Origin of the sequence: Paenibacillus sp. RC67, from assembly GCF_030020805.1 — a bacterium.
Classification (GTDB): domain Bacteria; phylum Bacillota; class Bacilli; order Paenibacillales; family NBRC-103111; genus Paenibacillus_S.
This window is the reverse complement of record NZ_CP125098.1, coordinates 7,442,467-7,463,305: the sequence shown is the minus strand read 5'-3', so window position 1 is coordinate 7,463,305 and position 20,839 is coordinate 7,442,467. Positions and strand designations below refer to the sequence as shown.

Annotated in this window: 15 protein-coding genes; all 15 read left to right on the top strand. The window is 45.5% G+C overall.

Annotated features, from left to right (window positions below):
* The first annotated feature begins 11 nt into the window (after nucleotides 1-11).
* The 15 genes from QMA13_RS33725 (at nucleotide 12) to ahpC (ending at nucleotide 20,827) form a co-directional block, all read left to right on the top strand.
* Nucleotides 12-311, top strand: coding sequence for an NEAT domain-containing protein (locus QMA13_RS33725; protein WP_282937979.1), 300 nt, complete (start codon nucleotides 12-14; stop codon nucleotides 309-311).
* Entirely contained in the window at nucleotides 277-477 is a 201-nt protein-coding gene (locus QMA13_RS33720) for an NEAT domain-containing protein (protein ID WP_282937978.1), read from the top strand. Before QMA13_RS33725 ends, QMA13_RS33720 begins: the two co-directional genes overlap by 35 nt.
* A gap of 78 nt (nucleotides 478-555) precedes the next feature.
* Nucleotides 556-5,694 carry an NEAT domain-containing protein gene (locus QMA13_RS33715; protein WP_282937977.1) on the top strand — a complete coding sequence of 1,713 codons (5,139 nt, stop codon included), beginning with the start codon at nucleotides 556-558 and terminating at the stop codon, nucleotides 5,692-5,694.
* An 86-nt stretch (nucleotides 5,695-5,780) separates the two neighbouring features.
* On the top strand, nucleotides 5,781-6,656 hold the full coding sequence (gene isdE / locus QMA13_RS33710) for a heme ABC transporter substrate-binding protein IsdE (RefSeq protein ID WP_282943676.1): 876 nt from the start codon (nucleotides 5,781-5,783) through the stop codon (nucleotides 6,654-6,656).
* 51 nt (nucleotides 6,657-6,707) lie between these two features.
* Nucleotides 6,708-7,691, top strand: a complete 984-nt coding sequence (locus QMA13_RS33705) for a FecCD family ABC transporter permease (protein ID WP_282937976.1) — start codon at nucleotides 6,708-6,710, stop codon at nucleotides 7,689-7,691.
* The gene (locus QMA13_RS33700; RefSeq protein WP_282937975.1) at nucleotides 7,681-8,454 is read left to right on the top strand and encodes an ABC transporter ATP-binding protein; all 774 of its coding nucleotides are present in this window, start codon (nucleotides 7,681-7,683) and stop codon (nucleotides 8,452-8,454) included. Before QMA13_RS33705 ends, QMA13_RS33700 begins: the two co-directional genes overlap by 11 nt.
* Nucleotides 8,451-9,191 (top strand): class B sortase, encoded by a 741-nt coding sequence (gene srtB, locus QMA13_RS33695; RefSeq protein ID WP_282937974.1) that lies wholly within the window; start codon nucleotides 8,451-8,453, stop codon nucleotides 9,189-9,191. The genes QMA13_RS33700 and srtB overlap by 4 nt, the downstream gene beginning before the upstream one ends.
* A 335-nt stretch (nucleotides 9,192-9,526) precedes the next feature.
* Nucleotides 9,527-12,316 carry a phosphoenolpyruvate carboxylase gene (ppc, locus tag QMA13_RS33690; protein ID WP_282937973.1) on the top strand — a complete coding sequence of 930 codons (2,790 nt, stop codon included), beginning with the start codon at nucleotides 9,527-9,529 and terminating at the stop codon, nucleotides 12,314-12,316.
* A gap of 469 nt (nucleotides 12,317-12,785) precedes the next feature.
* Nucleotides 12,786-13,352, top strand: coding sequence for an RNA polymerase sigma factor SigW (gene sigW, locus QMA13_RS33685; protein ID WP_282937972.1), 567 nt, complete (start codon nucleotides 12,786-12,788; stop codon nucleotides 13,350-13,352).
* A gap of 78 nt (nucleotides 13,353-13,430) precedes the next feature.
* Nucleotides 13,431-14,042, top strand: coding sequence for a zf-HC2 domain-containing protein (locus QMA13_RS33680; RefSeq protein WP_282937971.1), 612 nt, complete (start codon nucleotides 13,431-13,433; stop codon nucleotides 14,040-14,042).
* Between the two features lie 135 nt (nucleotides 14,043-14,177).
* Entirely contained in the window at nucleotides 14,178-14,984 is an 807-nt protein-coding gene (gene cdaA, locus QMA13_RS33675) for a diadenylate cyclase CdaA (RefSeq protein WP_282937970.1), read from the top strand.
* Nucleotides 14,984-16,225, top strand: coding sequence for a CdaR family protein (locus QMA13_RS33670; protein ID WP_282937969.1), 1,242 nt, complete (start codon nucleotides 14,984-14,986; stop codon nucleotides 16,223-16,225). The genes cdaA and QMA13_RS33670 overlap by 1 nt, the downstream gene beginning before the upstream one ends.
* A gap of 48 nt (nucleotides 16,226-16,273) precedes the next feature.
* Nucleotides 16,274-17,614, top strand: a complete 1,341-nt coding sequence (gene glmM, locus QMA13_RS33665; RefSeq protein ID WP_282937968.1) for a phosphoglucosamine mutase — start codon at nucleotides 16,274-16,276, stop codon at nucleotides 17,612-17,614.
* A 434-nt stretch (nucleotides 17,615-18,048) separates the two neighbouring features.
* Entirely contained in the window at nucleotides 18,049-19,878 is a 1,830-nt protein-coding gene (gene glmS / locus QMA13_RS33660) for a glutamine--fructose-6-phosphate transaminase (isomerizing) (RefSeq protein ID WP_282937967.1), read from the top strand.
* Nucleotides 19,879-20,263: 385 nt separating this feature from the next.
* Complete coding sequence (gene ahpC / locus QMA13_RS33655; protein ID WP_282937966.1) at nucleotides 20,264-20,827, top strand: alkyl hydroperoxide reductase subunit C; 564 nt, start codon at nucleotides 20,264-20,266, stop codon at nucleotides 20,825-20,827.
* Nucleotides 20,828-20,839 lie beyond the last annotated feature (12 nt).

Here is a 20,839-nt window from a genome sequence, read left to right as displayed (position 1 = left end):
TGATAACAAGCATGAAAAGAACATTATCCTTACTCGTTGTGCTGTTTGTATTCTTAACCCTTTTTCAACTTCCTGTGGCTGGGGCAGCAGAAGAGCTGGCAGACGGCAACTACAAGCTTGATTTTGTTATTTATAAGCAGGGTACGGATGAACCGTCGGTCATGTACGATTATGTCGATGAAGACAGCGGAACGTTGAGAGTGGAGAATAATAAGAAGTACGTATCTTTCGTATTGAAGCAAAGTGCACAAATCACCGGGTTCAAAACCGTTAAAGGTGATTTGTGCACTGGAGGATACGACCGTTATTAGCAGCGATCCTGCCTCTAACACAAGAAGAGTGGAATTCGAAGTGGATGATTTGTCGGCAAAAATAGGCGGATGGGTCAAAATTTATTGGCAGGTTACGCCTTCATTTCTGTACGACCATGAATATAACATCGAGCTTGGCTTTGACTCTATTGTTCAAGCACCTTAAGCACGAGCATGCTTAACAGCATGAATGGTTAATGATATTGAGAATCCATAGAAGATATTGAGAAGGAGAGTAATGATTTTGAATAGGCAATTTAGAAAAGTCGTCTCGGCGCTTCTGATGCTGTTTGTACTGTTGTCTACGATACAGGTTCCTGTAAGCCTGGCAGCAGACAGTCAGATAGCGAAACTAACGACCGAATCCAATTCGGTTTATCCAGGGAATACAACGGACTTCACGCTTGCCGTGAGCGGAGTTACTCAAAGCGTATATCAGCAGGTATACGGTAGTCATGCGGTAATAACCTTCAATCCGGCGTTATTGGAATATGTTTCGGCTGCTGCAGTGAACAACAAACTGCAATTGGCAGCGGATACGTCGAGTGTTTCTGCAGGCCAAGTTGTTGTTACAACAAGCCTTACTAACAGCAGTCAGCCGGTGAGCATTTCTGCAGCGGATAGCAGCCTTGTGAAGCTGACTTTTAAACCTAAAGCGGTATCCCAAGCAACAGCTGCCAGCGTAGCAGCAAGCCAAATTTCTATTGTGAACGGGCAAGGCAAAAGCTTGCTGTTCCAAGATGTATCTACTGCGCTAACGGTATTGCCGGCAGGGGATACGAGCAATCCTGGATCGGAATTGCCTGATGGAGAGTATAAGATTGGCTACACCATCTATAAGAAAAACTCCAACGAGCCATCCATGATGTATGATTATGTTGACAGAAATAGCGGGAAATTAACGGTTCAAGGCGGGAAGAAGTATGTGTCTTTTACCTTGAAGCAAAATGCCGAGATTCTTTCCTTTAAAACGGAGAAAAATGGCGCATTGGTTGAAACAACGACCGTCAGCAGTGACGCAACGGCTAACACCCGGGTCGTCCGTTTTGAAGTGGATGATTTGTCAGCAAGATTGAATGGCTGGGTCAAAATCTACTGGATGCTTCCTCCGCCAATTGGTTTGTATGATCATGAATATGAAGTGCAAATCGGTTTTGATCCTGTAGCTTTGGAATACGATATGAACTATACTTCGCTGCATGCTACCGAAGATAAGGCATCTACTATGGAGAAATATTTTGGCAAGCCGGGCAAATTGAAAATACGGCAAGGCCAAAGGTTCATGTCGTTCACCATCACTAGCAGCTCGTTGATTACTAGCTTTAAAGTGGAGCAAAACGGCACATTGGTTGAAACCACGGTTGTCAGCACCAATAAAGCCGATAATAAAAGAGTTGTCGAGTTCCCGGTGAATGATTTAACACAGCTGCTGAAAGCCAGAGTACATATTTCAACCGTCGCGAACGGAAGTTCATATGAAATGGATCATGATATCCGTTTGAGGTTTGATGCAGGAATCAAGACTGCTCTCAACACATTGATTGCAAATGCGCAAGCGAAGCATGATGCAACTGTAGAAGGAACTGCTAACGGGCAATATCCTGCAGGTTCCAAGGGCATCTTATTGGAAGCTATTCGCCAAGCGAAGACGGTATTGGACAATGTGGTCGCAACCCAAGCGCAGGTGGATCAGGCGATTACCAATTTGCAGACTGCTTTGACGGCATTCACGGGCTCGGTCATTGTTTCGGTTGAATATGATTTGAGTTATTCAACTCTGCATGCTACCCAAGATAAGGCATCTACTATGGAGAAATATTTTGGAAAGCCGGGTAAGCTGAAAATACAGCAGGGTGAAAAGCTGGTGTCGTTTGTAATCAAGGATAGCTCGACGATTCCTAGCTTTAAAGTGGAGCAAAACGGCACGCTCGTGGAAGCTACGACGATTAGTACGGACACAGCAACCAATACGAGAGTCGTTGAATTCCCGGTGTACGATTTGACGCAATTGCTGAAAGCCAGAGTACATATCTCGACAATGATGCCCAATGGGACTCCTTACGAGATGGATCATGATATTCGGCTGAAACTTGACGTTGGAACAAAATCGGCTTTGAACACGCTCATAGCTGATGCCCAAGCGAAACACGATGCGGCTGTAGAAGGGACTGCCATCGGTCAATACCCTACAGGCTCGAAGAGCACGCTGCTGACAGCTATACAACAAGCCAAAACGGTAGCGGGCAATGTGATCGCCACACAAACGCAGGTGGATCAAGCGGTTGCTGAGTTGCAGGCTGCTTTAACGGTGTTCACAGGTTCAGTCATAACGAACCCAGGTTCGGGGTCAGGTGAAATACCTGACGGAAGCTATGATATCGGGTTTACTATCTACAAAAAAGATTCTGAGGAACCTTCTGTTATGTATGATTATGTCGATAAAAGCAGCGGGAAATTGACGGTGCAAGGCGGCAAGAAGATGGTCTCCTTCAAGCTGAATCAAAGCGCCGAAATTTTGTCCTTCAAGACCAAACAGAACGGAGCCCTTGTTGAGACAACAACGGTTAGCACCGACAAGGCTGCCAATACAAGAGTCGTGCAATTTGAAGTCAACGATCTGAACGCGAAACTCGATGGATGGGTCAAAATTTATTGGGTATTGCCAGCTCCAATAGGCATTTATGATCATGAATATGATGTCCAAATCGGCTTCAGCAACTTGCCGGGAAATCCAGGTCCTTCCGTAAATAAGGCTGCTTTGAACACGCTTCTGACGGATGCGCAAGCCAAGCATGATGCAGCTGTAGAAGGCAGTGCTAATGGTCAATATCCTGCCGGTTCGAAAAGCACGCTGCAAGCTGCGATCAACCAGGCAAGAGCGGTAGCAAATGATGCCGCAGCAACACAACTGCAAACGGATAAAGCCGTTGCTGATTTACATAGCGCATTAACAGCATTTACGGCTTCCGTCATCTCCAATACTGGATCAGGTACGTGGCCGGATGGAGAGTACAGCTCCAAATTCGCAATTTTCAAAAAAGGTACAGAAGAGCCATCCGTTATGATGGATTATGTCGATAAGGACAGTGGAAAAGTAAGGGTTAAAGACGGTAAGAAGTACGTCTCGTTTAAGCTGAACAAAAGTGCTGAAATTGTCTACTTCAAGACGAAGCAAAATGGTTCTCTTGAAGAAGTCAAAACGGTAAGCAGGGATACAGCAGCAAACACCAGAGTAGTAGAATTTGAAGTCAGCGATCTGACTACCAAGCTGGATGGCTGGGTGAAAATCTATTGGGTATTGCCGGAGCCTATCGGTGTTTACGATCATGAGTACGATGTGGATCTTGCATTTAGCGACTTCACCGTTGATTTGAGTAAAGCAATTCCGGACGGTCAATACAGCTTCAGCTATACAGCCTCCTCCTTAGAAGCGGGTGCCGACTTTAATGCCTATGCAGAACCGACAGGTGCGTTGAAGGTTCAATCCGGCAAAAAACTTGCTACATTAAAGCTGAAAAACGGAGCTACCGTAACCAAAATTCAACAGCTCTTCAGCGATGGCTCGAAGCAGGATGTTGTACCGCAATATGCGGCAAAACAAGCAGGAATCGTAAGAGTACTTGCTAGTGATAGCAGCACGAAAGAAGTTCAATTTGAAGTCAGTGATGTAAACGGTGTGTATCTTATCGACCTAAAAGCAGGCGATGGATCAGCACATACGTTTAAGCTTAGCCTTAACAAGGTGAGCCCTACTGGTACCGTGGATACTTCGAATCCTCCAAGTAGTGGAGGGAATACCGGAGGTAACACTGGAGGAGGCTCCAGCGGAGGTAGTGGCGGAGGCGTCGTAACGAACCCTAACGCTCTGGCCGATGGAAAATACACAATGAATTATTCGATTAAAAAGTACGGCACCGATGAGAGATCGGTAATGCAGGATTATGTGATCACTCCTGGTATTTTGACAGTGGAGGGCGGCAAGCAGTACTTCTCCTTCACGCTCAAGCAAAGCAAAGAAATTACCGACTTCAAGACAGAGGTAGGCGGCAGCTTGACGGATACAGAAGTTCTTAACCGGGATGAAGCGAAGAACACCAGAGACGTTCAATTCGAGGTTGCTGACTTATCCTCCCGTCTAAAAGGCTGGGTAAAGGTCGATTGGAAGGAGTTCAATTATTTCCACAACTACGACATTGATATTACGTTCGATAAATCGAGCGCCAAAAAGGTTAGTGCTTCGACGACATTGGGCGGAGGCGGCTCCGTGGTTGCTTCGCTAAAAGACGGAGAATACGATCTTGAGTTCAAAGTACTCCAGTACAGAAACAATCTGGAATCTGCCGTGAATGAGTATATCTCCCATCCCGGCAAGCTGATTGTAAAAGACGGGAAACGTCAAGTAGCCCTTACCCTTAATAATCATTCCAAAATGACTGATTTTAAAGTGGAAAAGGAAAAAATGATTGAAGCTACGGAATACGAGGCAGCCAAAAAAGAAATTATTATGGAATCCGCAACGGTAGCGAGCACGAACGAAGAAGCAAATCAACGTGTGGTTAAATTTGACATGAAAGACTTCACCAAGGCTCTCCATGCGCAAGTGGAAATGTCGGAGATTGATGAAGAAGCTGCAGCCAAACAAGCGGAAGCTCAGGCTCAAGCGAAGCAAAATCAATCTGAAGACGAAGATGGTTACATTAATACACTGCCACCGGTGAAAAAAGAGCTTATTGATGTAGACATTATGTTTGATATTGATGCTCTTGGTAAAAAAACAGGTGAAGAGACTGCGGAGCAGCCAACAGATTCAACAGAACAGCCGACAGCTCCAACGGAATCAACAAACGGATTGAAGGATATTCAAGATCACTGGGCCAAAACGTTAATTGAACGTGCTGTGTCTCTTGGGATTGTGAATGGCTACGAAGACGGTACGTTCCATCCGGATAGTGAGGTAAGCAGAGCAGAATTTACGGCAATGATCGGCCGTGCACTCAAACTGGAAGGTCAAAAGAGTGAATTGAATTTTGCCGACGCGGACCGCATTCCGGCTTGGGTAAAACCGACTGTTGCACAGGCTGTTAACCAAGGTATTATCAGCAGCTATGAAGATCAGACATTCCGTGCTGATCGTAAAATTACCCGCTCGGAAATCGCGGTCATTATCACTCGTGCATTAAAATTATCAGATGATTCCAAAGCGGTACTTCCATTCGCCGATGCGGAAGAAATTCCTCAGTGGGCTCGTGCTCAAGTCACTGCAGCAGTGGAGCTCGGGATGATTAACGGAAGAGAGAATAATCGTTTTGCACCGAATGCAAGTGCAACTCGTGCGGAAGCCGTAACGTTGATCCTGGCTATGCTGAACAATGTAAAAAAATAATGATGCAATAAAGCAACAATAGGATGACGAGGATGCCGGGCGACCGGCGTCCTCCCTATCTTTTAGGGGGAGGCGAGCAGAGCTTCATGCAAAGAGGAATCAGTTTGGCAGCAGTGATTGCTTTACTTTTTATGGTCATAGGATGCTCTTCCAGTACGAACGCAACCGCTTCTGAGGGAGATAGCTCCGATGGAAAGCGGATCATATCCACTACGGTTGCGGCAACTCAAATTATGGATGCCTTGGAACTCGATTTGGTGGGCATTCCCAAAAGCTACAAGGAGCTTCCGAAGCGATATGCAGGAGTTGTCGAGGTAGGCAATCCGATGAGCCCGGATATGGAATTGGTGAAGTCATTACAGCCGACGGATGTGCTATCTGTGACAACGTTGGAGTATGATCTCGCTCCCGTTTTCAAAAATGCAGGGGTAGAGGCTACGTTTCTGAACTTGACCAGTGTGGAACAAATGAACGAAGCCATTTTGAAGCTGGGAAGCAAGTATGATCGGGAGAAGCAGGCACAGGCTATTGTGAACAAATACAAGGAGAAAATTGCCGAAATTCAGAAATCGACAGAAGGGAAAAAGGCTCCAACGGTGCTTATTCTACTCGGTGTACCCGGAAGTTATTTAGTAGCAACGGAGAATTCCTATATCGGCAATCTGGTGAAGCTGGCTGGAGGGAAAAATATTGTGCAGGGAGAATCGGTTGAATATTTGGCCTCCAATACCGAGTATTTGCAGCAATCCAATCCTGATATTATTCTGAGGGCTGCCCACGGCATGCCGGATGAGGTCATCAAAATGTTTGATAAGGAATTTCAGAAGAACGATATTTGGAAGCATTTTGACGCTGTGAAAAACAATCGGGTTTATGATCTTGAGGAACGTTTGTTCGGAACAACAGGAAGTCTGGATGCGATAGAAGCATTGGACGTCGTTAAAAAAATGATGTATCCATAAGGCCATTCATCGGTGGATGATTTCAACCATAAATAAAAAAGGGCGTTATCCATGAATAAAACAATGATAAGTATCATTAGTGTCGTCCTGCTGCTTATAGTGGTCATTATTATTTCGGCAACGACAGGAAGCATTAAGGTGGGCAGCTGGGAGCTTGTCCAAGGCTTAATTACAGGAACGAACAAAAAAGTACAGGTCATTAAAGATCTGCGTATGCCCCGAATCATCATTGCGTCATTTGTCGGAGCTGCACTAGCTGTGTCGGGGGTGCTGCTGCAAGCAGTTATGAGAAGCTCCTTGGCTGACGCCGGGGTGATTGGTATCGCCTCTGGAGCGGGCTTTATTTCGATATTAACGGTGACATTATTTCCGGCGTTGTTCTATTGGATGCCGTTGTTTGCTTTTCTAGGCGGTGCGTTGGCCTGCTTCCTCGTATACACGTTCTCATGGAAAGGCGGACTCAGTCCGATTCGTATTATTGTCGTGGGGATTGCCATCAATGCGACGTTTAGCGGACTAGGACAATCATTTAGTTATCGGGGGAGCTATGCTGTCACTACAGTCAATCCCGTTACGACCTCGGTGTTTACTATGAAAACATGGAATGACGTACAGGTCATGGTCATTTATGGAACTATAGGGCTGCTGCTGGCTTTCTTGCTGTATTCGTGGTGCAACCTCTTATCACTGCAGGATAAATCGGCTAAAAATTTAGGGCTTCATGTAAATCGCGCCCGTCTATTCGTATCGATTGTTGCCGTTCTGTTGGCAGCAGTGGCTACGGCAATTGGTGGACTCATCGCTTTCGTGGGATTGCTGATTCCTCATATAGCCCGTCTGCTGGTAGGATCGGATCATAAAGTGCTGATTCCCTTCTCAGCTCTAGCAGGAGCATTGCTCATTTTGAGTGCCGATACGCTGGGAAGAACACTGCTCGCGCCTACGGAGATCCCGGCATCGATAATTATGACGGTCATCGGGGGCCCTTTTTTAATATTTTTGCTTAGAAAGAGTGATCGAATCTATGGAAATTAAGGACGTCACCTTTTCCTATGACAAGAAGAACAATCAGCTGAAATCGGTAACCGGAGAAATAGAAATGGGAAAGATCACGACGATCATCGGTCCGAACGGCTGCGGCAAATCGACACTGCTCGGTGTGATGTCCCAAAACTTTGCTCCACAGAGCGGGCAAATTGTTCTCGACGGGAAGCTGTTAAGCGGATATAAGCCGAAGGAGCTCGCAAGAAAGCTGGCTGTCGTCCATCAACAAAATGAGGCGCCTGCGGATTTAACGGTTGAGAAGCTGACGAGATTTGGCCGATTGCCTCACCAAAGCTTTTTCGCTCAGTCGAGCGAGGAGGACGAAGAAGCGATAGAATGGGCATTGTCATGCACGAATTTATTGTCTAAAAGAAATTTGACCATAGATCAATTATCTGGCGGTGAGAGGCAGCGAGTATGGATTTCTATGGCGCTAGCTCAAAAGACGAATATATTGTTTCTAGACGAACCTACGACCTATCTTGACATATATTACCAGATTGAACTGCTTGAATTAATAAAAATGCTAAATGAGAGCTTCGGACTGACCATATTGATGGTGTTGCATGACATTAATCAAGCCATTCGTTATAGCGATCAATTAATAGTTATGAAAAATGGGGAAATCGCCATGAAGGGTGAGCCTCATGCTGTTATCACGGAAGCGGCGGTCAAAGCCATTTATGGTGTCGATGTTCTTGTCAGAAATGAGAAGGATACCGGGTTCTACTTGGTGCCTGTAGGTATTTCATGAACTGGAGAAGCTGCTATCGAATAGGGTTGATCGCGCTTAGTATGCTTGGGATCACTTATGCTGTGTACCATCTCGTATTCGAGTATGCTGCAAGCCGACAGGTGATGGCTGAAGCTCAGGCTATTTACAGCTCAAGTGAACAACAAGAACAAGTAGATATCCCGAAGGATGAGGTACAACCGCGATTCAAGAAGCTGTTGAAGGTAAGTCCGGATCTGGTGGGCTGGATGCGGCTTCCTGATACTCTCATTGATTACCCCATCGTACAAGGGCAGGACAATGAGTACTACTTATATCGAAATTATAAGCAGCAGGAAATGAAGTCGGGTAGTATTTTCATGGACTATCGGAACAAGGAGATAGAGCCAAGCTTAAACACGGTAATTTACGGACATAATATGCATGATGGTTCCATGTTCGGTCAGTTAAAGCGATATACTGAACCTGCTTTTTTACAATCCCATCCCTCTTTTTCATATGAAACCTTACATGGCGACTATGTCGCAGAGATTTTCTCCGTATATTATACGACGACAGATGACGATTATATCCAGACGGATTTCAGCGGGAAGGAAGAATATGAGTCCTTTTTGCAGGCGATAAGCGAACGTTCATTGTTTACTATGGAAACGGTATTAACTGCGGATAGTCCTATTCTTACGCTCTCGACTTGCGATAGTACCATGGATCCCGAAGCGGGAAGGCTTGCAGTACATGCGAAGCTGTCAAAAAAATAGAGGGAATAAGCTTCAACAGCGTTTCATGGAATGATATTTGGTTATATAATAGTAAGAAAGCTTAATGTCAAAAGACCCTTGGAGGTCTTTTTTTGCTATAAGTGAAGAGAAGTTCCTATTGGTGAGAGGAGACCAATCCTTGATAGGGATTTTCCCTCATGACTGGAAATGATAGGTTTTGCAGAGCAACCAGATAAGAGGCATAATAGCAATTAAAGGATCCTTTTCGATGAGAAAGTAAGAAAATCTAACATTTCCTTTATAAAGTTACTGCATGGTAGCGCGGTATTGTGTTAAAATATGCAGTATGACCAAGATGAGGATGGAGGAGAACCATGTCGGATTCAGGCAGCTTGTTAAACAAAAATACGTCGAACAACCTACTGCGTAGAGATGTAAGATTCTTGGGGCATATCCTGGGAGAAGTGCTGGTTCATCAAGGCGGTAACGAATTATTAGCCATCGTAGAGCAGATCAGAGAGATGAGTAAGAACCTTCGGGCCCAATTTTCTCCTGAAAGCTTTGCTGAATTTAAAGAGACTATAAATTCTTTGGCACCTGAGAAGAGACATCAGGTTATTCGTGCATTCGCTATTTATTTTCAACTTGTTAATATTGCGGAGCAAAACCACCGTATTCGCCGAAAAAGAGATTATGAGCGTTCTGCGGGTGAAAATGTCCAGCCAGGTTCTATTGAAGATGTAGTGCGTGATTTGAAACAGCAGCAAATTCCTGCAACAGAGGTTCAAGAGATCATTCAAGGAATTTCTCTGGAATTGGTTATGACAGCACATCCTACAGAAGCGAGCCGTCGTGTTGTTCTGGATATTCATCAACGTATCGCTAATGATGTTATGGAGCTTGATAACCCTAGCCTGACATTCCGCGAGCGTGAGCAGCTGAGAGCCAACCTGCTTGGCGAAGTCGTAACCTTATGGCAAACTGACGAGCTTAGAGACCGTAAACCGACGGTTATCGACGAAGTTCGCAACGGGATGTATTATTTTGACGAAACCTTGTTTGACGTGCTTCCTGATGTGTATCAGGAGCTGGAGCGGGTTCTTGCCAAATATTATCCGGAAGAAGATTGGCATGTACCGGTGTACATGAAGTTCGGCTCCTGGATTGGTGGCGACCGTGACGGCAATCCGTCCGTAACCTCCGATGTAACTTGGGAGACGCTGACGATGCAGCGCGAGCTGGCGCTTGAGAAATATGCCGAGCTGCTGCAAAATTTCAAGAAGCATATGAGCTTCAGCAAAAATATCGTAGATGTAACGCAAGAGCTGCTGGATTCCGTTGAGCAGGATCGTCAACAAGTGGAACTTCGTTCCAATGAAGTATGGCGCAATGAGAAAGAACCGTATCGTATCAAGGTAACTTATATGATCGAGAAGATCCTTCGTGCGGCAGATTCCAATGCTAGCCCGGCTCAAAAATACAATAATCCTGAAGAGTTCCTGACGGATCTGAAAATCATTGAGCGCAGCTTACGTAATCATTATGCGGATTTTATTGCGGATGAATACGTAGAGAAGCTGATTCGCCAAGTAGAGCTGTTCGGATTCCATCTGGCTTCGCTGGACGTAAGACAGCATAGTAAAGAGCACGAAGCGGCAATGACGGAAATTTTGGCTAAAATGAGCATCTGCCCAAATTATGCAGAGCTTAGTGAGAATGATAAAATCAGCTTGTTGAGCGACTTGTTGAACGAGCAGCGTCCGATCACTTCCCCTTATATGGATTATTCGGAATCCACGTTGGAATGCCTGAATGTGTACCGGATTATTAAACAAGCCCAACAGGAGTTCGGACGCAACTGTATCTCCAGCTACCTGATCAGTATGACGCAGGGAGCAAGCGATCTTTTGGAAGTGCTCGTGTTCGGAAAAGAAGCGGGCTTGTATCGCCAAGAGAAGGACGGTTCGGTTATCTGTACTTTGCAGTCCGTGCCGTTGTTTGAGACTATTGACGACCTTCATGAGGCTCCGGATATTATGCGTACGTTGTACAAAATTCCGGCTTATCGTAATAGCTTGAATAGCACGAATCATTTGCAGGAAATCATGCTGGGTTACTCCGACAGTAACAAAGACGGGGGCGTAATCACAGCGAACTGGGAGCTTCGGGTTGCTCTTCGCAGCATTACCGAGGCAGCTAAGGAATTTGGTGTTAAGCTCAAGTTCTTCCATGGTCGCGGCGGCGCATTGGGTCGTGGTGGAATGCCTCTGAACCGCAGTATTTTGGCACAACCGGCTGACACGATCGGCGGCGGAATCAAAATTACGGAGCAGGGCGAAGTCTTGTCTTCCCGTTATTCCATGAAAGGGATCGCTTATCGCAGCTTGGAGCAAGCTACATCAGCTCTGATCACTGCTGCGCTAAACGCTCGTAATCCGCAAGCGGAAGTAACCGATCCTCAATGGGAAGACATTATGAGAGATATTTCGGAGAATGCACAAACGAAGTACCAGGATTTGATTTTCCGTGATCCAGATTTCATGACCTTCTTTAAAGAGTCTACACCGCTACCGGAGGTTGGTGAGCTTAATATTGGCTCCAGACCGTCGAAGCGTAAAGGAAGCGACAAATTCGAAGATCTTCGTGCTATTCCTTGGGTATTTGCTTGGACGCAAAGCCGTTACCTGCTACCGGCCTGGTATGCAGCGGGCAGCGGACTTCACAGCTACTACCAAGGTAAAGAAGAGAATCTCGCTGTACTTCAGGATATGTACCAGAATTGGTCGTTCTTCCGCTCATTGATCGACAATTTGCAAATGGCTTTAGCTAAAGCAGACTTGTTGATTGCCAAAGAATACGGAAGCATGATTAAAGATACGGCGATCGCTGATCGTATTTTCAATTTAATCAGTGAAGAATATGATCGCACTTCGGCGTTGATCTTGAGCATTACGGGCCAACAAGAGATTTTGGATAACGTTCCGGTCATTCAAGAATCAATCCGTTTGCGCAACCCTTATGTTGATCCGCTTAGCTATATGCAGGTTCAACTGTTGTCCGAGCTTAGGGCACAAAGAGAACAAAGTGAAGATGATACCTTGCTGCTTCGCGAAGTGCTCTTGACGATTAATGGCATTGCTGCAGGGCTTCGGAATACGGGCTGATGGATGCGGTATCCGGAAATTCCAAGCTTTAGCACCGGGTTATATAGTCGGGTGGCCTCATTAGGCTGCCCGGCTTTTTTTCTTAAGCAGCTATTACGCAGCAATGTCCTGTTTGATAATCGAAGCACCCCAAGTAATCGGAAAAAGCTTCTAAGAAATGCTTCACTTTTTGGGGATGTATTTGTGAAACGGGATTGATCTTCATCCGTAGGAAATAAGGTATAAGGTCAGTTCATTCCAATGCGGACTTTATGATAGGCATACCAGGAACAGAATCCGGTTATCGGGGAAATAAAGATGCCGCTGAGCGGGTTTCTTTACTGTTTTTTGGAAAAACTGTACATGGAGTGCAGTGATTTGGTATGATTTTCATATTGGCAGGAATCGTTCACGTGAGTAAGCGGGAAGTGTCCTAACGGTTTCGACGCGAGAACTTCAAATCGGAATCGGAAGTCTGGAGGAATGTCGTTTGAACGAAATGGATGTTAGGCTCGCCAAGTTAGCCCGCAAAGGAGATCGGGTTGCCTTTGCCGAGCTGGTGGAGCTGTATAAGGACAAAATCTTTCACCTCGCTAACCGGATGCTGCACAACCGGCATGAGGCGGAGGAAATTGTTCAAGAAACCTTTTTAAGAGTGTATACGAACCTGGAACGCTATGATGAAAATCAAAAATTTTCTACTTGGATTTACCGAATCGGTACAAACCTTTGTATAGATCGTCTGCGTAAGCGAAAAGCCACTTATTCACTGGATGCGGAAATGAATGATGGAGAAGGTACGGATTGGTACGCAATGCTCCCAAGTAACGAAGAAACGCCGGATGAACAGGTCGTGTTGAGCGAAACACAGACCGAAATCCGCAAGTCCATCGACACGCTGCCGGAAAAATACAAAGCGGTCGTTATTTTGCGTTATTTGCAGGATTTGTCGCTGCAGGAGATAAGTGATGTTCTGTCCATGCCAGTGACGACTATTAAGACGAGGTTACACCGCGGCAGGGAATATTTACGTAAAAAATTAGAAACGATTTTGTGATTTTTATTGAAACAAATTGAATTGTCATACGTAATGTACTACACAAGCTTTCATGGACATAGAAAGGAGTGGCTCAATATGAATTGCAGTGAGGCCCTTCCTTTAATGCACGAATATATGGATGGCGAATTGAAGGGTAGTGAAGCCTTAGCATTAAAAGAGCACTTGCTTGCTTGTCCGGCTTGTCGAGAGCGCCTGAAGCAGCTTGAGAAGGTCGAAGCGCTCATTCAAGCGTGGCCACAGCAAGGAGTGCCATCCGGGCTAACAGAACGCATTATGCGAGCTTTACCCCCAGAAAAACGCAAAAATCCTTGGTGGCAGTGGGTTCGCCGTCATCCGGCCGCATCGGTTGCGGCAGTGTTTGTTCTCGTGATGATGGGCAGCTTCATGTCATTGTGGAATGAGGATACAGAGCTTTTGGTGAAGGGCTCAGATCTTCAATCGGTCGTCATTAAAGGAGATACGGTATACGTTCCGGAAGGCAAGACAGTGGCCGGCAATTTGATGGTGGAGAACGGAAAGCTGCAGGTGGATGGGGATATTAAGGGCAATATCGTCATTATCGACGGCTCTGTCGTAATGGCCTCTACAGCTCACATTTCCGGTCAAATAACTGAGGTGGATCAAGCGTTTAGCTGGCTTTGGTACAAAATGAACGACTGGGCTTCTACCATATCACAATCAAAGTAGTTCATACGAACCATTTTTCAAAAATCCTCCCTAATTGACTTTGATAAGGGGAGGGTTTTTTGTTCATATTGTGGTATCATGAAATGAAGGGATTAGAGACAAAATATAGCCAAATCCCAGTTGGGGGCCAGTGCAATGGATTTCATAACTGCCATCAGTATTAAAGACATTGTTGATATATTAATTGTAAGCTATGTCATATATAATTTAATTATATTGGTCAGAGGAACTCGTGCTGTCCAACTGCTGCAAGGGATTTTTATCGTCGTCTTGACCTGGGCGCTCAGTATTTGGTTTAAGCTGAGTACGCTTCAGTGGATGATGAACCAGATGTTCACCTTTGGGGTCCTTGCGGTGATTATTATTTTTCAGCCGGAGCTTCGCAAAGCGTTGGAGCAGCTCGGCCGCGGCACTCTGTTCAGTAGATCGGCCTCTGAGGATGATCAGGAGCTGAACCGACGGGTCGGTGAAGTAATTAAAGCGGTCAATTATTTAGCACGTAGAAAAATAGGGGCGTTAATTGTTTTTGAACGGGAAACCGGCTTAAAGGATTACATAGAATCCGGCATTTCCATCGAATCGCATATCAGCTCAGAGCTGCTGATAAATATCTTTATTCCGAATACCCCATTGCATGACGGCGCAGTCTTAATAAGACGCAATCAGTTGATGGCAGCAGGATGTTACTTGCCTCTATCTGAAAATCCTTTTATCAGCAAGGAGCTGGGTACACGTCACCGCGCGGCTATTGGGATGAGTGAAGTATCCGATGCCATATGCGTTATTGTTTCGGAAGAAACCGGACAAGTTTCCCTTGCCATGAACGGCCATGTCCTTCGGGATATTAAAGAAGAATCGCTGCTGTCCAAGCTGTTTGAGGAGCTTAAATCGAAGACGAAGACGAAGGAAAAAAGCTCCATTTGGAAATGGAGGCTGCGGTAATGATGGATCGTTGGTTGCGCAACACGAATGTGGTGAAAGTTATTGCATTAATCATTGGTATTCTGCTGTGGGCGGTCGTTCATATGGAGGACAGTACGCTTTCAGGTACTGGAGGCACTGGAGTTAGAGAGGAGAAAATATCTAACGTTTCCGTGACGCCGAAATACGACAGCAACCAGTTTTATGTGGAGTCAATAGATCCTGCTCAAGTAGTATTAACTATATCGGGTAAGGATGCTGCGCTTAAAAAGGCGCTGAGCACCAGCAATTATTCCGTTGAGCTTGACTTGACAAAATACGGTAAGGGTGAGCATATACTGACCCTAACGCCAGTCGGATTCCCGCCTAATGTTACGGTGAAAGTGAGCCCTTCCAGTGCCAAGGTCGTCATTGACGAGAAGTCGAACAAACAGATGCCTGTTACAGTCAATGTGACTGGAATCCCGGCCGTAGGGCTTAAGGCAGGACAACCGATCGTTAAGCCGAATAAAGTCACAGTTACTGTGCCAAGTGGCAATGTGGACTCCATTGAATCCGTTAGGGCGGATGTCAGTGTGGAGAAGGCTCAATCTCCAGTATCCAGCAAGGCACGTCTTGTTGCCTATGATAAAAATGGTAAAATCATGGAAATGGCAACTATCAATCCAGCCGTAGTTGAGGTCGAGGTTCCGATCACGAGTCCATTTACGAGCGTTCCGCTCCAGCTGAAGCTGGTGGGAGAACCGCCGCGGGGATTCAGTGTAGCTTCTCTTCAGCAAAATACGGATAAGGTGACTGTATATGGGCCCCAAGACGTACTGAACCGTATGGAATATTATGAGGGACCAAGTGTGAATCTAGGGGAATTGAAGGAAGAAAAGGAATATACACTCACACTGGATATCCCTTTACGAAATAAAGTGACTCAGCTGGACCCGGCTAAGGTGGAGGTTAAGATCAATATTGTTCCTTCAGCTACCAAGACGCTGGAGCAGATCCCACTATCTATCGTCGGGCAGAACGACGGCTTTGACACAAAAGTGGTTTTACCGGAATCCGGCAAGATTAATCTTCTCGCTGAGGGAGCACAGGCTATATTAGACAAAGTAAAGGCAGCTGATGTGCAGGCGATTCTGGATGTTAGCAACCTGCCTCCGGGCCGCCATGAACTGCCAGTCGTGTTTAACTTGCCGACGTTCATTAAAAAAGGACCTCAGCAGGATTTCAAAGCGACAGTGGAAATCAGCGCGAAACAGCAATAAGAATTCGTTACAAAGCATAGCATGGGAGCAGAAGGAGAGAGTAAATTTATGGGGAAATATTTTGGAACTGATGGTGTACGGGGCGTTGCGAATCAGGAGCTAACGCCCGAGTTAGCATATAAGATTGGCCGCTGCGGCGGATATGTATTGGCAGGACAGGTGGAAAAGCCGAAAGTCATTATCGGGCGAGATACCCGTATTTCAGGAACGATGCTTGAAGCGGCGTTGGTAGCGGGACTATTGTCCATAGGCGCGAATGTCGTTCGAATTGGCGTTGTTTCGACGCCAGCTGTGGCTTATTTGACTCGTTTGCTGAAGGCGGATGCCGGTGTTATGATCTCGGCTTCCCACAATCCTGTGGAGGATAATGGGATTAAGTTTTTTGCTGGGGACGGTTACAAGCTCTCGGATGAAACGGAGCTAGAAATCGAGCGTTTAATGGATGCTCCAGTAGATGAGCTGCCGCGGCCAGTAGGTGGCGATCTTGGAACGGCTATTGACGATGAGCAAGCTAAATATCAATATTTGGACTATATCAAGTCGACTGTTAAATCTTCGTTTACAGGGCATAAAATCGTATTGGACTGTGCAAACGGATCCGCTTATGAGCTTGCACCGAAAGTATTCGAGGCCTTGGGAGCCGAAGTCATTACTATTGGTGCGGAACCGAACGGGCGCAACATTAACGACCATTGCGGATCTACGCATCCTGAGACGCTGCAGAAGGTTGTCGTTGAACAAAAAGCAGTGTTAGGCCTGGCTTTTGACGGAGACGCTGACCGGTTGATCGCGATAGACGAGAACGGCGCTGAAATCGATGGAGACTTCATCTTGAGCATCTGTGGGCACGCTTTGAATCAGGCGGGACAGTTGAATCACAGTACGATTGTAACGACCGTTATGAGCAATATCGGCTTTTTCAAAGGGATTGAGTCGGTAGGCTTGAAGGCTGCCAAAACTGCCGTTGGTGACCGTTACGTGATGGAAGAGATGCGCAAGGGCGGCTATAATCTCGGTGGAGAGCAGTCCGGGCACGTGATTTTCCTTGATTACAATACAACTGGTGACGGCATTTTAACCGCACTGCAGTTAATGGACACAGTGGTTCAATCGGGCAAGAAACTCAGCGATTTAAAAGGTATTATGCGCAAATATCCACAAAAGCTCGTTAACATTCGTGTAGCAGACAAGAGCAAGTGGAAAGAGAATGCTGCGATAGATGAAGCGATCCGTAAAGTAGAGACAGAGCTCGGAGATAACGGGCGCGTGCTGGTAAGACCGTCTGGAACGGAATCTTTGATTCGTGTTATGGCAGAAGGCCCGGACAAAGCACAAGTCGAGGCTTACGTGCAGGATATTGCTGATGTTATTGAAAAGGAACTAGGCTAAGCATTAAATAGATAGATTAATAGAAGATTCTCTGATGTGATACGTTAGAGAATTTTCTATTTTTTAGCTGACGTATGAAAACATCATGAAAATATAAGTTGCACATCCACATCAAAATGAATAAGATGATAATATGCTTTTCACTCAGATGGAGAAAGGTGGGTAGAGGTTGCTAATATTAACAGCGCCAGAACTTATGAGGGTATCTGCATAGATAAGAGTTCATTGCGTATGAACCAGGACGATCTATTGCCAGATGGCCGTTTGTAAGTTGACGAGGTGAAGGTGTTCGAAACATTCGGCGGGGACCTTCCGGTAGGCGATCACTACCGATAAGCTGGAACGCAAAACGTTAGGGTGACTTGGCGTACAAGGGTTCAGCATGACGAGGAATGACGAGACAGGTTTTTAAATATCAGGAGGTTCTATCCCTTATGTGCGGTATTGTTGGATACGTTGGTAAACGTAATTCTCAAAATATATTAATTGAAGGTTTGAAAAAGCTAGAGTATCGCGGTTATGATTCCGCTGGAGTTGCCGTATTTACAGAAAACGGCTTGGAGGTAAAGAAATCGAAAGGCCGGTTGGCAAACTTGGAATCGAAGCTAGGAGAAACTCCATTGAACGGTTCGATCGGAATCGGCCATACTCGCTGGGCTACTCATGGCAAGCCATCGGATGTGAATTCCCATCCTCACACGGACAACACGAATAAATTTTCTGTTGTTCATAACGGAATCATTGAAAATTATGTAGCTTTAAAAGAAGAGCTTACGGCTAAAGGACATGTATTCGTGTCGGAAACGGATACGGAAGTCATCTCACATCTGATTGCAGAATTGTATGAAGGTGACATAGTAAAAGCAGTTCAACAAGCGGTTAAACGCATGAGCGGCGCATTTGCTTTAGGTGTGCTTACCGAATATGAGCCTGATAAATTAGTTGCTGTTCGTTTGTCCAGCCCGTTGATTATTGGCGTTGGCGAAGGCGAGAATTTCATTGGTTCGGATATTCCCGCGATTCTGGATTATACACGTAACGTATACATCTTGAATGACGGTGAAATGGCCGTTTTGACGAAAGACGGTGTCGAATTAATGACTTTGGAAGGGAATTTTATTTCCCGGGAATTATTTTATGTCGATTGGGACATTATTACGGCGGAAAAAGCTGGATTTGATCACTTTATGATGAAAGAAATTCATGATCAACCGAAAGCTTACCGTGATACAATGGGAGCCCGTTTGGATTCTACTGGAACCAAGGTTATTCTGGATGAAGCTAAAATGACCGAAGAGCAAATTCGTTCCATTCGTAATGTTCATATTATCGCATGTGGTACAGCTTATCATGCAGGTCTGGTTGGTAAAAGCGTTATTGAGAAGCTGGCTAGAATCCCGGTGGAAGTGGATGTTGCTTCCGAGTACCGTTATCGCGAGCCGATCATTAACAAAGATACGCTTGTTATCGTCGTGAGCCAATCCGGTGAAACGGCTGATACTCTTGCAGCGCTTCGTGAAGCTAAGCGTAACGGCGCTGCTGTTCTTGCTATCACTAACGTAGTAGGAAGTTCGGTTGCCCGCGAAGCGGATCATGTGATCGTGACTTGGGCAGGTCCTGAGATTGCGGTTGCTTCGACCAAAGCGTACACTTCTCAATTAATCGCGTTCTATCTGTTTGGTCTTTATTTGGCTCAAACATTGGGGACGAAGGATGAGAGCTACATTGCGAACGTTATCTCCGAAATGAAGCTGCTTCCTGAGAAAGTGGAACAAATTTTGGAGCAGGGTGACAGCATCAAGGAATGGGCTGAGGAAGTAGCAGCACACAACAACCTGTTCTTCATCGGAAGAGGTTTGGACTATGCCGTAGCACTGGAAGGTTCTTTGAAATTAAAGGAAATTTCTTACATTCACTCTGAGGCATATGCAGCAGGCGAACTGAAGCATGGTACGTTGGCTTTGATCGAGGATGGAGTGCCTGTTATCGCACTAGGTACTCAAGAGGATCTGCTTGAGAAAACCATTAGCAATATTAAAGAAGTAAAAGCGCGCGGCGCTCATGTATATGGAGTGAATGCGGAAGGCGAGTCTGAGCTTGTTAAAGCGGTTGACGGATTGTTTACTATTCCTGCGACGCTGCAGCTTCTGAGCCCTGCTTTGTCTGTAATTCCTTTGCAGTTATTGTCTTACTACGCTTCCTTAGCCCGCGGCAACGATGTTGATAAGCCTCGTAACTTGGCTAAGAGTGTAACGGTTGAGTAATGTTAGTGATCTAAATTAGTTTTTTTACAGCATTATGAGGGTAGCCCTGATGAATTGATATCAGAGGGCTGCCCTCATTTTTGTCTAGAGAAGTTTAATGAGGATGCTTGAAAAAACCAAATGAAAGGCTGCCGACAAAGATCGGTAGCCTTTTTCTCAGGGGCAAGAGGACCGCGCGAGAAAGAAGTAATTATATTCCTGATTAATCCATCATCTTCATCAAAGCTTCATCATGTCTTCATGGTTCCTTCATGATCCAAATGGCTGTCAGTGATATGATTTCTTTATAAATAAATAGAATTATTGTAGACAACTAAAGATTTGCTGTATGCATTTCCTTAAGGAGCTATATAATTCTCAAACTACATTTAGGAGGAAATGAATTATGTCTCTCATTGGAACTGAAGTAAAACCGTTCAAAGCATCAGCTTATCAAAATGGTAAGTTTATCGAAGTTACAGAAGCCGATCTGAAAGGGAAGTGGAGTGTAGTTTGCTTCTATCCTGCAGACTTTACATTCGTTTGCCCTACCGAGTTAGAGGATCTTCAAAATCAATACGAGACCCTAAAAGGACTCGGGGTTGAAGTATATTCCGTTTCCACGGATACTCATTTTACACATAAAGCATGGCACGACAGCTCAGAAACTATCGGCAAAATCACCTACGTTATGATAGGAGATCCTTCACACACGATTTCCCGTAACTTCGATGTGTTGATCGAGTCCGAGGGTGCTGCCGATCGCGGAACTTTTATCATCGATCCTGATGGTGTTATTCAAACGGTTGAAATTAACGCTGGTGGCATTGGCCGCGATGCAAGCATTCTTGTTAGCAAGGTTAAGGCAGCACAATATGTTCGCAACAATCCGGGTGAAGTTTGTCCAGCTAAATGGCAGGAAGGTGCGGAAACACTTAAGCCAAGCCTTGATCTCGTAGGAAAGATTTAAGGGGTGTGAAAT